The sequence below is a fragment of the Mesorhizobium sp. LNHC221B00 genome (assembly GCF_000502935.1).
Lineage (GTDB): Bacteria > Pseudomonadota > Alphaproteobacteria > Rhizobiales > Rhizobiaceae > Mesorhizobium > Mesorhizobium opportunistum.
Genome location: NZ_AYWR01000009.1, coordinates 107,616 through 121,640, shown reverse-complemented (window position 1 = coordinate 121,640; position 14,025 = coordinate 107,616). Strand labels below are relative to the sequence as shown.

The 14,025-nt window shown below is 63.8% G+C and carries 15 protein-coding genes; 2 read left to right on the top strand and 13 right to left on the bottom strand.

Annotation, left to right across the window (positions count from 1 at the left end):
• Positions 1-66 precede the first annotated feature (66 nt).
• Positions 67-414, top strand: coding sequence for a DUF1491 family protein (locus X741_RS152865; protein ID WP_023777933.1), 348 nt, complete (start codon positions 67-69; stop codon positions 412-414).
• Here X741_RS152865 and X741_RS152870 read toward each other — a convergent pair.
• Positions 392-1,438 (bottom strand): hypothetical protein, encoded by a 1,047-nt coding sequence (locus X741_RS152870; RefSeq protein WP_023777932.1) that lies wholly within the window; start codon positions 1,436-1,438, stop codon positions 392-394. The two genes, X741_RS152865 and X741_RS152870, sit on opposite strands and share 23 nt — an antisense overlap.
• A gap of 209 nt (positions 1,439-1,647) precedes the next feature.
• Between X741_RS152870 and X741_RS0134605 the strand changes: the two genes are divergently transcribed.
• On the top strand, positions 1,648-1,836 hold the full coding sequence (locus tag X741_RS0134605; protein WP_023777931.1) for a hypothetical protein: 189 nt from the start codon (positions 1,648-1,650) through the stop codon (positions 1,834-1,836).
• A gap of 30 nt (positions 1,837-1,866) precedes the next feature.
• Here the strand turns inward: X741_RS0134605 and X741_RS152875 are convergent, their stop codons facing one another.
• The 12 genes from X741_RS152875 to X741_RS152930 form a co-directional block, all read right to left on the bottom strand.
• Positions 1,867-2,436: a DUF1254 domain-containing protein gene (locus X741_RS152875; protein WP_023777930.1), complete on the bottom strand. Its 570-nt coding sequence runs from the start codon at positions 2,434-2,436 to the stop codon at positions 1,867-1,869.
• On the bottom strand, positions 2,429-3,013 hold the full coding sequence (locus X741_RS152880) for a DUF1214 domain-containing protein (protein ID WP_023777929.1): 585 nt from the start codon (positions 3,011-3,013) through the stop codon (positions 2,429-2,431). The genes X741_RS152875 and X741_RS152880 overlap by 8 nt, the downstream gene beginning before the upstream one ends.
• A 108-nt stretch (positions 3,014-3,121) precedes the next feature.
• Entirely contained in the window at positions 3,122-5,275 is a 2,154-nt protein-coding gene (locus tag X741_RS152885) for a penicillin-binding protein 1A (protein ID WP_023777928.1), read from the bottom strand.
• 142 nt (positions 5,276-5,417) lie between these two features.
• A complete protein-coding gene (locus tag X741_RS152890) occupies positions 5,418-6,674 on the bottom strand; it encodes a Zn-dependent hydrolase (RefSeq protein ID WP_023777927.1) in 1,257 nt (418 codons plus the stop codon).
• The gene (locus X741_RS152895; RefSeq protein ID WP_023777926.1) at positions 6,671-7,519 is read right to left on the bottom strand and encodes a BtpA/SgcQ family protein; all 849 of its coding nucleotides are present in this window, start codon (positions 7,517-7,519) and stop codon (positions 6,671-6,673) included. Before X741_RS152895 ends, X741_RS152890 begins: the two co-directional genes overlap by 4 nt.
• Positions 7,516-8,427 (bottom strand): ribokinase, encoded by a 912-nt coding sequence (locus tag X741_RS152900; protein ID WP_023777925.1) that lies wholly within the window; start codon positions 8,425-8,427, stop codon positions 7,516-7,518. Before X741_RS152900 ends, X741_RS152895 begins: the two co-directional genes overlap by 4 nt.
• A 13-nt stretch (positions 8,428-8,440) precedes the next feature.
• Positions 8,441-9,211: a glutamine amidotransferase gene (locus X741_RS152905; protein WP_023777924.1), complete on the bottom strand. Its 771-nt coding sequence runs from the start codon at positions 9,209-9,211 to the stop codon at positions 8,441-8,443.
• 31 nt (positions 9,212-9,242) lie between these two features.
• Positions 9,243-10,331: a phosphotriesterase gene (locus X741_RS152910; RefSeq protein ID WP_023777923.1), complete on the bottom strand. Its 1,089-nt coding sequence runs from the start codon at positions 10,329-10,331 to the stop codon at positions 9,243-9,245.
• A 1-nt stretch (position 10,332) separates the two neighbouring features.
• The gene (locus X741_RS152915; protein WP_023777922.1) at positions 10,333-11,352 is read right to left on the bottom strand and encodes an ABC transporter permease; all 1,020 of its coding nucleotides are present in this window, start codon (positions 11,350-11,352) and stop codon (positions 10,333-10,335) included.
• A complete protein-coding gene (locus X741_RS152920) occupies positions 11,349-12,146 on the bottom strand; it encodes an ATP-binding cassette domain-containing protein (RefSeq protein ID WP_023764374.1) in 798 nt (265 codons plus the stop codon). Before X741_RS152920 ends, X741_RS152915 begins: the two co-directional genes overlap by 4 nt.
• A gap of 99 nt (positions 12,147-12,245) precedes the next feature.
• Entirely contained in the window at positions 12,246-13,187 is a 942-nt protein-coding gene (locus X741_RS152925) for a substrate-binding domain-containing protein (protein WP_013896446.1), read from the bottom strand.
• Between the two features lie 140 nt (positions 13,188-13,327).
• Positions 13,328-13,945, bottom strand: coding sequence for a cupin domain-containing protein (locus tag X741_RS152930; RefSeq protein ID WP_023764373.1), 618 nt, complete (start codon positions 13,943-13,945; stop codon positions 13,328-13,330).
• Positions 13,946-14,025: the final 80 nt, after the last annotated feature.

The window sequence follows — 14,025 nt, the reverse complement described above, 5'->3', positions numbered from 1 at the left end:
CGAAATGACGGCTCGCCGAGCCGCGGAAACAGCGATACATAGCCCCGCACGCTTTGCGGAGTTTTCATGCGCGTCACATCGGATCTGTGGGTTTCGGCCCTGTTGCGCCGGATTTTCAGCGCCGGCGGATTTGCCGCCGTGGTCAAGCGCGGGGCGACCGAGGCAGGTGCTGTTTTCGTGCTGGCGCGGGACAGGATGGGTGAAATGGCCCTCTATGGACCGGCGCCGCAGACCAGCTACGATTCGGCCAGGCCCGACGATCGCTTCTTCACCCTGCTTGCCGCCGGCGACGATGCCGCCGTGCTCGACGCGCGCCTCGAAAGGGAAAAGAAATTCGATCCCGACATTTGGGTGGTCGAAATCGAGGCCGGCGCCGTCCCCGTCGAGCAGCTTATTTCCGTGAAGATGCCCTGAGGCCGGAGGACGTCACGGCATCGTCGCTGTTCGATGCCGTGCGGCTGTCGCCGTTTGCAGGCGCGGCCTCGCGAACCACTTTATGCAGCATTTCGGCCTTCCAGCCCCGCACCCTCTCCAGCGCCACGTCGCGATGCAGCAGCCGGTAGCGGTCGAGGTAGGTGCGGATCGCCTGCGGATGCGGGAACAGGCCGGGATAGACGGCGACCGTGATCAGGAATGCCCGATCCTCGCTGAAATCGAGCGAGCGCAGCGCCGCAAGCAGCGGGGCATAATTCTGGTTGGCGGTCAGCGATCGCGCGGTCGAGAAATCGATGTCGAGGGCATCCGCAAGCGCGGTCTGGAAGAAGGCGGCGTTTCCCGTCAGCGCCGTCTCGCGCAGTTTGACATAGGTATCCGAGCCAGGGAACGCATCGACCTGCGCGGCCAAGGCCTCGTCGCCGGTGCGCATCATGGAGCGCAGCCTGCGCCGTGCGTTCTCGGCGGCAATGCCGGAGGCCTGTTGTGCTGCCGCACTGTCTTGCGCCACGTCCGCGGTGGTGGTGGCCGCGATCGGCGCCGTCGGCGCCGCTGGAGCTTGCGCCTCTGGATCGCGCACGCGCACCAGGGTCGGTCTTTCAAGCGCCCTGATCAGGTCGGCGATGGTCGGGTTCAGATCCTTGCGCCGCGCGATGGCGCGTGCGTGCGGCAGGCCATGCCGGCCGATCAGCGCAATGAGGTCGATATCACTGACTGCGCGCGAGCGGATGAGCAGCGGCGCGGCGACGTCGACCGGTTCCTCGCACAGGCGGCGCACCAGCGCGGCGGGCGCATATTCGCATTCGGAAAGGGCGGCTGCCACGTAGCGTCGCGATTCAAGGGACACATCGTCGAACAGCGGCAGCGTCAGGTCCTCGAGCTGGCCGATCTCGCGGCGGGACGGGCGTGTCAGCGAGCAGAATGCCGACACAGCGGCGCGGAACAGCCTTTCGGCCCTTCCCGATTCCGTTCGAACAGCGATTTGCCTGAAGTCCGAAGATGACACGAAGGATACGCCCGATACTCGATACACACTTGGCCACGCTCAACCGGGCTGTGCCGGTTTCGCGATTGCCTCGGTCAGAACGTGCTGACCTCGGAACAAAGATCAAGTTAGCGATGATCCGTTAGCGCTCCGTTAACCCTCTGCCGGCCTTAATAACATTTGGAGGCGTTGCGTTGTGCTCCGGGGAAACCGAGAGGAATGCGCGAATCATGGGCATGGTACTGTCTTTCGTGCCGCGAACGGCACCGACCAATCGAGTAAAGCAAGCCACCGAAATACCGGCGGCGGTGATCATCTTTCCCGGCATCCGCTACGAGCGGTCCCAGGCCTGCGAGGTGCGGCCTGTCGATCCGGACACGCCGGGATCATCGCGGACGAAGCCTGTTCCGCACCATTGAAGCGTGGTGCTCAAACGGATCTAGGCGGCGCTAGAGGTCCTGCAGCTCGCAGGAACTCTGATCGAGAAAGCGCGACACGATCGGCTTCCAGCTGTCGTCCGGCACGAAGCTGCGGATGACGAAAATGCCCTCGTTGATCGGCGCCTCGACGAAGATCGCTCCCTGCATATCCTCGGGAAGGTCCTTGCGCACGTCGATCATCTGCGCCGGCGTCAGCACCACGGCATCCAGTTTGCCGCCTGTCGCGGTATGGTCGTTGAAGGAATAGATGTTGTGGCCGCTGCGGTCATAGACCGACACCGACCAGAAGGGCACGTTTCCCGGCGCCCTGATCCGGACAATTCCCTCGTCAAGGTCGAAACGGCAGGCCGTGGCATAAAACAGCGGATCGACCGATTTCACCACCGGCGCACCGCCCGCCTCGGCATCGAGCCGGTTCATCCTGTAGAGATCCGAGGCCATGGAAAGACGCGACCAGGCGTCACGTTCCGAAAATTCCGGCACCAGAAGCAAGACGACGATGTGGACGATGCCGGCGCCGACGAGGCCGAGCAGGACGGCGTGAAAGAGCCTTCGCATCGCGGCATGGACACTACGCATCGCAGCCCACCTTCACGATCTTGGGCAACGAAACGTCCGACAGGCCGGTGCTGCTGGCGATCGGCGTGTCGTAGAAGGTCAAGACGAAATACATCCGCCCAGAACCGTCGGTCAGAAGCCAGTTGCCGGACATTGGGTGGTGGCCGGCGGAAATGATCACCGAATTGTCGGGCTGGCGAACCACCTCGTAGGACTGAAGTGCCGCAAGTCGCGGTTTGCCGGTTTCGACGACGCCGAGCGATTGATCGGCGGCATAAAGCGTCCAGAAGCGGGCGGTCGGAAACCCTCCCTCTATCGTGTAGGTGCATTGCCGCTTGAGCTGATCGCCGGCAGCGTCATTTTCCGCGACGAAGGACAGGCCTTCCGCACGGCCGAGCGTTAGCACACCCTCGCGTGCCACGCGCGCCTTGGCATAGGGATCCGCGGCCGGCGTGCCAATGTCGGGAAAAGCGGTCCATTGGCCGATCCTGATCGCGCCGACACCGTCCTGGATCTTCAGCGCATACCAGACGCTGGCGCTGCCGCCGCCAATGGCTATGGCAAGCGAAAGCAGCATCAGGAAGGCATTTTTGAGCATGAAGGGCCGGGTTCACAGAGATTGCCGCTCGGGGATATCGCGGCGCGGGGCCTCGTGGCAAGCCGGCGAGATGGATTTGCCTGTCGGCCTGCTCCGCGCCGGACGGTGTCACAACGCCGAAAGCGTTTCGGGCGTGGTGGAGGCGTCGAGCCTGGGGGCCGTCTGGAACAGTTGGGTCATGTCCCTCAGCGTCTGCGTGGTTCGGCTGGACAGCACCGGCGGGCGTTCGGCGGCGGCTTCGGCTGCCGCCTGGTCCTCGCTCTTCTTCTGGGCTTCCGCGGCCTTGGCCGCGATCTCCTCGTCGACGAACGGTTTGTCGATGCCGGGGATCGGCTTCAAGTCGATGTTCTGATGCGCGTAGACCATCAGCCGCTGCCACACCATCGCCGGCAGCGAGCCACCAGTCATGTTCTTGGTTGGGGTGAAGTCATCGTTGCCTAGCCACACGGCCGCCGTGTAGTTGCCGGTGAAGCCGACAAACCAGGCATCGCGGTAGGATTGCGTCGTGCCAGTCTTACCGGCGACGACGATGTTGGGGATCTGGGCGCGCCGTGCCGTGCCTATCACCGGTACGGCCGTCAGCATGGTGTTCATGGATTTCAACGCCTGCTCGGAGAGCACACGATGCGGCGGCGGCGCGTCCTTGGTCCAGTCATACACCACGTCGCCAGTACGGGTGACGAGCTGCGTGATGCCATGCCTGGAGCCGACGAAGCCGTTCTGGGCAAACACGCTGTAGCCGGTCGCCTGGTCCATCACGGTCATGCCCGAAGTGCCGAGCACCATCGTCTTGTGTCCCTCGAGCGGCGATTCCACGCCAAACGCTTCCGCCATCGCCTTGATGGGAGCGATGCCGAGATGGTCCTTGGCCAGTCGCACCGGCACCGTGTTGATCGACTTCGCCATCGCCATGAGCAACGTGACGTTGCCAGCCGACCCGCCGCTGTAATTGTGCGGCGACCAGTTGCCCCAGCTGATCGGCCCGCCCGAGATGATCGAGTTCGGCGTAAAACCGTGTTCCATCGCCGTGGCGTAGACGTAGGGCTTGAACGACGAGCCGGTTTGGCGCAGCGCCTTGGTGGCGCGGTTGAACTGGCTGGCGCCGTAGTCGCGGCCGCCGACGATCGCCCGCACGGCGCCGTTGGTCTCGATGACCACCACGGCACCCTCGGTGACGTTGTACTCCTTGCCGAACTGGCGCAGGTGGAACTCGACGGACTCCTCCGCCGCCTTCTGGATGTTGGCGTCGAAGGTGGTGTGGGCAACCAGCGAATGCTGGCCAGGCTTGGCGATCTTCTTGACCTCATCGAAGGCCCAGTCGAGATAGTAATCCGGGCTCTTCTGTTCGCCGCGATCGACGACGTCGGCGGGATGCAGCCTGGCCTGCAGCACCTGGCCCTCGGTCATGAAGCCGGAATCGACAAGGTTGGACAGCACCACATTGGCGCGCGCGCGCGCCGCCGGCAGGTTGATGTGCGGCGCATATTTGGTCGGCGCCTTGAACAGGCCGGCCAGCATGGCGGCCTCGGCGAGGTTCAGGTCCTTGACGCTCTTGCCGAAATAGAAATCCGCCGCCGCCTCGATGCCGAACGTGCCGCCGCCCATATAGGCGCGGTCGAGATAGAGCTGCAGGATTTCCTTCTTCGACAAATTGGCCTCGAGCCACAGCGACAGGAAGGCTTCCTTGATCTTGCGCTCGAAGGTCCGCTCATTGGTCAGGAACAGGTTCTTGGCCAGTTGCTGGGTGATGCTGGAGCCGCCCTGGACGACCGAGTTCGCCCGCACATTCTCGAAGATGGCCCTGGAAAGGCCGAGCACGTCGATGCCGTAATGGTCGAAAAAGCGGCGATCCTCGGTGGCGAGCACCGCCTTGATGACATGATCGGGCATCTCGTCGACCGGCACGGAATCGCGCTGGATGATGCCGCGCTGGCCGATCTCGTTGCCGTAACGGTCGAGGAAGGTGACGGCGAAGTCGCCCTGCGCCCGCCAGTCGCCCGACGTATCCTGGAAGGCCGGAATGGCCAGCGCCAGCATGACGACGATGCCGCCGGCACCGAGCGTAAAGCCTTCGCTCAAAAGTTCGACGATGCCGCGGCGCCAACCCTTGAGCCGGAAACGCCGTGAGAAGATCGTCGCGGCTTCCCAGAACTGGCGCGCCTTGAACCCGATCTCGTAGAGCGAGGAATCGAGCCAAGCGTCCAGCGCCAGCAGCCGGGCGGCGAGCGGACCTCTTCTCTTGCGTGGCTCAGGATCGACCATTCAAAAACCCGGCTCGGCTGTGACGCAACCTGAAAACCGCAAGCAGGCAATTTCAGGGCCGCGCCCTGTCCTGACTATTCATCCATTTTGCCGGCGCTCACAAGGGCGGCGAGGACACAGCCGCAAGGTTTGTTGGAAATGATTATCGCCGCAGTCCGAGCGACGAAGCCGCCGCGATGGCCGCCAGCAGCAGGACCCGCGTTCCGGTGATCGCGTCCGCGGGCTCCACATATTCCGCCTCGTTGTGGCTGAGCCCATCGCGGCACGGCACGAAGATCATCGCGGCAGGCGCCACGCGGGCGATGAACAGTGCGTCATGGAAGGCGCCCGATATCATCCGCTTGTGCGACAGCCCAAGCGACCTGACGGCGTCTTCGACGATCTTGATCATATCGGCGGAGAAAGCAGCGCCGGGCATGTCGAAGGATCGTTTGATCGTTGCCATGCAGCCCTGTGCCTCCGCCTCGGCCGTGCAGGCCTGGCGCGCCTCGGCCTCGATGGCATCAAGCCGCTCAGGCCGCGGATGCCTGAGGTCAACGGTGAAGGTCACCGACTGCGGTATGGCGTTGATCGATCCTGGTTGAGCGGCGATCCGGCCAACGGTCAGCCGCGCGCTGCTGTCGAGCGGCATGATCGTCGTCTGCAGCCTGTGTATCGCGGCAATCGCGGCGACCATCGGATCCCTACGGTAGGCAAGGCCGGTGGTGCCGGCGTGACCGGCAGTGCCCTCGATGGAAACCTCCAGCCAGCGCGTGCCCTGGACGGCGGTCACGACACCGATCGGCAACTGCTCCTTTTCCAGGGAAGGCCCCTGTTCGATATGCAGCTCGATGTAACCTGATATCGGCACGCCGATCGGACGCAGGGCAGCCTCCGGCAAGGCTGCTATCGTCGCGTCGAGCTCCTTTGCGAGGGAGGCACCGTCGCTGCCGACGATCGATTTCCATGCGGCGGTGTCGGCGCCGGTGAACGCCATGGAGCCCATCACGCCCGGGGCAAAGCGGCTGCCCTCTTCATTGGCCCAGGCGACGACCTCGATCGGCATACGGGTCTCAGCCCTCGCGTCCTCGAGGGCTTCGAGCACCTCGAAGGCGGAAAGCGTGCCGAGCGCCCCATCGAAGCGGCCGCCCGTAGGTTGGCTGTCGAGATGGCTGCCGATCAGGAGCGGCGGCAGTGCTGCGTCCGCGCCCTCTCGACGGACGAAGAGGTTCGCGATCCCGTCCTGGAAAACGGTGAACCCGCGCTCCAGCGCCAGTTCCGCCAGCAGGCGCCGGGCGCCTCGATCCTTGACGCTGAACGCCTGCCGGTTAACGCCTCCGGCCGGCGTCGCGCCGATCCGGGCAAACGCGTCGAGCCGTCGGAGCAGTCTTTCGCCGTCGATCTGCGGCGCAAGCCTCATCGCTTGAGACCACGGATGAAGGCGCTCACCCGTTGCGGGTCGACCTGGTTCCACCAAACCCCGTCATGCTTCAGGGAACTCGCGACAATGACGCCGTCGACGATGTCGAGGATGTCGTTGGCGTTGTCGGGCGTCACGCCGCTGCCGACAAGCGTCGGCAATCCGGCCGCGTCCTTGATCATCCTGATATAGCCGAGGTCGGCGGCATGGCCGGTGCGCTGTCCGGTGGCGATGACCGCATCGGCATCGAAGAACACCAGGTCCTTGACCTGTTCCTCGACCGGCCGGTCGCCGACGATCGCATGGGCGCCATGCTTGACATGCGCGTCGGCGAAGATGCGGATGCCGTTGGCCCGAAGCCTGGCACGGAAGCGCATGGCGCGCGCCGCTTCGCCTTCGATAAAGCCCTCATTGGCGACATAGGCGTTGGCCCATTGATTGACGCGCACGAAGGAAGAACCGGAGGCACTGGCGATCGACAGCGCGGGAATGGCGGCATTGGCGAGCACGTTGATGCCGACCGGCCGGCCAAGCTCGCGGCGGATACGGTCGGCGATAACGGACATGTAGGCGGAGGTTTCTGGGCCGATGTCATCTGGCTTGGCGAACGGCACGTCGCCGTGGTTCTCGACGATCACGCCGTCGCAACCGCCATCGAGATAGGCTTTGGCATCGTCGAGGCCGCGTTGGTAGATGGCCTCGATCGCCTCGCCATCATAGCGCGGCGCGCCCGGCAGGGGTGCGAGATGGACGACGCCGATCACCACCTTGCTTCTGCCGAAGATCGATCGCAGCGCGTCGTTCTCGCCCTGCTTGGAGCCGATGGATTTGGGGGATTTTGTCATGCGGTTTCCGCTTCCGTCGTTTCCATGAGCGTTTTCATCTCCTGCCTGTCGGGGCAGGAGCCGAGCGTTCCGGCGCGTCCGACCGAGACGGCCGCTGCGCGAACCGCAACCCTGGCCGCCGCAGCGAGATCCATGCCAGCGGCAAGGCAGCCGGCGAGGCAACCGCAAAACACGTCACCCGCGCCGCTGGTGTCCGTCACAGCCACCTTGGGCGCCATGATCCGCTCGATCCGTCCTTCACCATCGGCGACGAGGCAGCCAAGCGCCCCAAGCGTCACGACAGCGGTGCCTGCGCCTCGACGGATCAGCTCGCGGGCGGCCGCGTCAGGATCGCCTGTTCCGGTCAGTTGCGCCGCTTCGCCCGCATTGGCGATGACGAGGCTGACATCGCTCAAATGCGGCGTCGTGCCAGTTGCGAGCGGGCTTGGATTGAAGATGGTCATGACGGCCGCTTCATGCGTCGTCCGCAGACAGGCCGTCGTTGCATCCGGATGGAGATTGCCCTGCATCACGACGATGTCGCCGCGTTCGATCGAGGCCGCGAAACCACTTTCTGCCAGGGGATCGAAGGCAGTGGCGCAACTGGCACCCGTCACGATGAGGTTCTCGCCCCGCGCATCGACCATGATCGTCGAACGGTCGCTCTCCTTGGGCAGCATCGTCAGATGGCTGGTGTCGAGGTCGCGGCGCAATTGTTCCCTTATCCATGCCCCGGCGGCATCATTGCCGATCGCCGTCCAGAACCGGACGTCGGCTCCGGTGCGCGCGGCGGCCACCGCCTGGTTCGCACCCTTGCCGCCAAGCCCGTCGGCATGTTCCGATGCGTTCAGCGTCTCGCCCGGCCGCGGGAACCGGTCCAGCCGAAACGTCGTATCGACGCAGACATTGCCGACGACATGGACGCGCATGGCTAATCCCTTGCTAGTCCTTGGCCGTTGCCCAGCCCAGCATCTGTTCGAACAGTGTCTTGTAGCCGTGCCAGGCGATGAAGCCCGGAGGCAGCCAGTGCGGGCCGACATCCGAGGTCCAGGCGACGGTCCGGCCCTTGCCATATTTGCCGGTTACCAGCAGCGGCAGCGAACGGTAGTCGGAAGATACGGTGGCCAGAACCTCCGCACCGTCCTTGACCGTGACCTCGTTGAAGCCGAGCAGGATCGGCCAATCCTTGCCCAAGCCCTTGAGAATTGGATGGTCCTGCGGACCGACGACGGCCGGCGCATAGCCCTCCGGAACCTCGACACGGTCGTCGATGGGCAGGCACGTGACCGGCAGGACATCCTCGACCGGCGTCTTGTGATAGCGCGCGCCGCCGTTGATCCCTTGGAAACTGTAATAGCCGCCGAACATCAGCAGGCCGCCGCCATTGCCGACATACTCGCGCAGCAGGCGCAGCCGGTTCGGCGTCGGCTTGGAATGAATCCAGGTGTCGGGGTGAAGCAACAGCGTGTTGGCGCCGAGATCGGAAAGCACGACCGCGTCATAGGCCGAAAGCGCGTCCATGGTCTGCGGGAAATTCCGCTGCGCCTCATGCGCCGGCATGAAGGTGACGTCGAACGGGCCGTCCTTCAGCGCGGCCAGCAGTTCATCGGCGCCGGTGTGATAGGTCACGGTCGGAAACTGGTCGAAGCCCTTGATATGGGTCGCGGTCGAGACCCAGGACTCGCCTGCGAGAAGAACTTTCTTCCTGGACATGTATACTCCCTCGATTGCTTTGATCCGCGGCTCAGGGGCCTTCGGCGAACACGGTCTTTGGATTGTCGATGAGCATGCGGTCGATGGCCGACTGCTCGACGCCATGGCGTTTCAGCCTCGGCACGAAATGCTTGAGCAGGAAGCCGTAGCCGAAGCCGCCAAAGCGCGTCAGCATGATCTTCAAAAACACGTCTTGCGACAGAAGAAGCCGATCGATCAAGCCCATGTCGATCAGCGAGCGGATTGCCCGCGCATTCTGCTCATCCGAAGGCGACTGCGCATCCTGGTCCGCATAATAGAAATCCATGCCGATCATGTCGTATTCCAGGAAGACGCCGCGCGCGGCAAGGCTTCTCTGGTAGGCGAGATCGTCGTGGCTCGGGTTCATATGGCAAAGCACCGTGTGCCTGAGATCGGCGCCTTCCGCCTCGACGACGTCGAGCACGTCATGCGCCAGCCGTTCCCAGCCGGGCAGGTGAATGGTCAGCGGCACGCCGGTTATCCTGGCCGCGCGCGCCGAGGCCCGCAGCGACTTGCGTTCCTCGTCGGTGAAATCCTTGCTGACACCGACCTCGCCGATGATGCCGGCCATGATCTCGGGCTGCGCCGCCCCGCCGCCGACATCGTTGACGAGGAATTCGGTGACATCGTCGACGTCCATCGCCTTCAGCCAGTCGGGGTGGGTGTGCTGCAGGTAGAAGCCCGTGCCCATGACGATCCGCAATCCGGAACTGCGGGCGATGCGCGCCAGCTTCACCGGATCGCGGCCGATGCCGAAATTGGTCGCATCGACGACGGTGTGGCCACCGAGGGCCCTGTACTTCGCCAGCTCCGAAAGCGCCAGGTCGCTGTCGTCGAGCGAGACGTTGTCGCGGTTCATGTAGGGGTTCATCCGCAGCTCGCCGATGATCTCCATGCTGACCGGCTGCTCGGCGATCTTCTTCTCGTCGGGATGACAAGGACATTTCCAGGATGTCGAGCCATCGAGTAGGATATGCTCATGCATCAGCGTCACGCCCATGTCGACGATCGCGACCGGGCCGGTAACGGTCATCACGGTGCCGGAGCGAACACCGATCGGCGCCCTTTGCCTTGGCGTGTCGTCGAACAGATGCTCCATGTCAGCGGCTCCGCGTTGCGCCCTTGAACAGCCGGAAATTCAGCCAGATGGCAACGAGAATGATTGTGCCGGTAACGATCGGCGTCAGGAAGGGCGACATATGTGCCAGGATCAGGCCGTTGCCGATGACCGCGACGGTCAGCGCGCCGAGTATGGTGCCGATGATCGTGCCGCGCCCGCCGAACAGGCTGGTGCCGCCAAGCACCACGGCGGCGATGACATCGAGCTCGAAACCCTGGCCGGAATTCGATGAGCCGGAGCCGAGCCGGGCCGCCAGGATGACACCGGCGACCGCCGCCGCCATGCCCGACAGGATGTAGACGAACAGCGTCATGAAGCGTGTGTCGACACCGGCGCGGCGCACGGCTTCGGCATTGGCCCCGATGCCGGTGACATAGCGGCCGAACGGCGTCTGGTTGAAGGCGAGATAGGCGACGATCAGGACGAGTAGGGCGAGCAGCGCCGGCACCGGCACGCCGAGGAACCAGGCCCTGCCGATGTTGACGAAGAAACTGCTCGGTTCGACCGGGATCGAATAGCCGCCGGTGATCAGCAGCGCTACGCCACGGATGACGGAAAGCCCGGCAAGCGTGACGATGAAGGCCGGTATGCGCTCATAGGCGATGAAGAAGCCCTGCAAGGCGCCGATCGCCGCTCCAAGCGCCAGCATGGCGACGACGACCAGCGGCCACGGCAGGCCAGCTTGCAGGGCAACGGCCGAGAGCGTTGCCGTCAGCGCCAGCACCGAGCCGACCGAGAGATCGATGCCGCCGGTGGTTATGACGAAGGTCATCGCCGCCGCGACGATCAGCAGCGGCGCCGACTGGCGCACGATGTTGAGCAGATTGGGCGTCGTCAGGAAGGAACCGGTAACCAGAGAGAAGATCACGCAGACGACGATGAAGAACAGCGCGATGGAGACGACGCTGCCATTGGCTATCGCCACATCCTTCCATGTGCCCTTGTGGGCGCGTTTGGGTGGCGAAACGCCAAGCTCGGCGGACGGCGAGGTGGCGTTCATGGCTGTACCCCCTCATCGCGGCTGGCACGCGCCGACCGCGCATTGAATTTTCGGCCGACGATCAGGTTGACGACCTCCTCGATGCTGGTGTCGCCGATCTTGCGTTCTGCGACATTGCGGCCCTCGTACATGACCTGGATGCGGTCGCAGACCAGGAACAGATCCTGCAGCCGATGGGTGATGAGGATGACGCTGACGCCGCGGGCGCTGACGGCGCGGATGAGCTCCAGGACCGCCTCGACTTCCGCCACCGCAAGGGCCGCCGTCGGTTCGTCCATGATCAGCACCGACGGGTCGAAGGAGGCGGCACGGCCGATGGCGATCGACTGCCGCTGGCCGCCGGAGAGGTTTTCCACCTTGAGCCTGGTATCGGCGATGACGATGCCGAGCCGGTCGAGCATCTCGCGAGTCTCGCCATGCATGCGCCTGTTGTCGAGAAAGGGGACGCCAAGAACGTGGCGGCGCGGTTCGCGGCCGAGAAAGAGATTGCCCGCCACATCCACCGTGTCGCAGAGCGAAAGGTCCTGGTAGACCATCTCCACCCGAGCGGCGCGGGCATCGGCCGGCGAGGAAAAGGACACGGCCTTGCCATCGATCTCGATGCTGCCGGCATCCGGAATGACCGCGCCGGACAAAACTTTGCTCAGCGTGGATTTGCCGGCGCCATTGTCGCCGACCAGGCCGAGCACCTCGCCGGGCTTCAATGTCAGCGAAACATCATCCAGCGTCTGGATGGGGCCGTATCGTTTGGAAATACCGGTCATCCTGACGCGGTAGGTCTCGCCATCGCTCATCATGGTTCCAGTTCTCGAAGGACGACATGTTCAATCGGTCGTCGGGCCGCGCGGCCAACCAATCAGGTCGATGCGCGGCCCGGCGGTCCGGGGAGGATACTACTTGAACATGTCCTTGAACTGGCCGACATTTTCCTTGGTCACGATGGTGATCGGAACATTGATGATCGGATCGATCTTCTCGCCCTTCTTGAGCTTGCCGAAGGCCTCGATGGCGGCCTTGCCTTCGCCAGCCGGATCCTGCTGGACGACGGCGACCACCCAGCCTTCCTCGAGACCTTGCACCGCCGATTTGGTCAGGTCCCATCCGAACACCTTGACGTCGCCGGTGCGGCCCTGGCTGGTGACGGCGGAAACCGCACCGAGCAGTGCCGGCTCGCCGGTCGCATAGAGCGTCGTCATGTCGGCATTGGCGGTCATCAGGTTTTCCGAGGCGGAAAGGGCCACGTCCTGCACGTTCTGACCGTCGACCGTATCGAGGAAGGTGACCTTCTGGCCGCTGTCGGCGACGGCCTTCTTGAAACCGTCGAGGCGCTGGTTCTGGATGAAGGAGTTGAGCGCGCCGACAACGCCGATCTTGGCGGTTCCATTCATCTTGGTCTTGACATAGTCGGCGTAGAATTTGCCGATATCCTCACCCGCCTTGGTGTTGTCGACGCCGACGAAGGCGACATTATCGCCATTCGGGATCTGCGCGTCGATGGCAATGACCGGAATGCCGGCGGCCTTGGCCGCGGTGATCGCCGGTTTCACACCGTTGACGTCGATGGCGACGAGAATGATGCCGTCGACCTTCTGGGTGATGTAGTTCTCGATCGCGTCGTTCTGCGCGCTCGGCACGTTATTGGCGTTGAAGATGACGAGGTCGACGCCGGCAGCCTTCGCAGCGGCTGTCGCTCCGTCATTGATCTGGTTGAAGAAAAGAGCCTGCTGGTTGATGGTGACGAGTGCATAAGTCTCGGCCATGGCGGAGCCAGAACCAAGCGCGAAGGTCATGGCGATGGCCGCGGCGCAGCCTGAAAGGATCTTTGTAAGACGCATTCCGGTTCCCCTTGGTTTTGCGAAAAAGGCCCTTGATCGGGCTCACATGGCGCCTGAGCGCATGGGCATAATTCAAGATACTTGATTTCTTGTCAAGTGACTTGAATTAGCGTCGGCGAAGGGAGACCGGGGCGCGCCTGTCAGAATGTCGCGGGCGTGTTCACCCAGAAAATGCTGGCGCGTTCGTCGCCGACATTGCGGTACCAATGGGGCAATTCCGAATTGAAGACGAAGGAATCGCCGGCGGACAGGCGAAACGTCTTCTCACCGACCATCAGTTCGATGGCGCCTTCCAGGAGATAGCCGACTTCCTCGCCGGCATGCTGGATTGGGCCGGCGCTTTCACCGCCCGCCTCGATATGATGGATGTTGCACTGCAGGAGATGACCCGGCGAATAGGGGATGACACGCTCGAGCGAAATGCCTTCGCCGCGCCGGAGCGGATCGAGCGCGATCAACGGCCGCGCTCCAGCCCGAAAGACGATGCCTTCCTCGCCATCGGACTCCTCGAACATCCAGCCAATGTTCGTGCCGAGCACCTCGACAAGCCGGTGGAGCATGGGAAGCGACGGCGAGACCTTGCCGTTCTCGACCTTGGAAAGCAGGCTCTCGGAGCAGTTGGCGGCGGTGGCGAGCGCCTTCAGGGTCAGGCCCCGTGTCTGCCGGGAGAGCTTCAGCCTCGTGCCAAGCCGCAAGAGGCTGGTGGCGGTCGAGCGCTCGTCACTGCCCTTGCTGTTGTGGGTATCGATCTTGTTCATTGGGGGAGGCGAACATCTCCGCTGGTTGGGCCGACTCGTAAAACTGATCCGACGCGTTGTCCATCCTGCGATCATGGGCA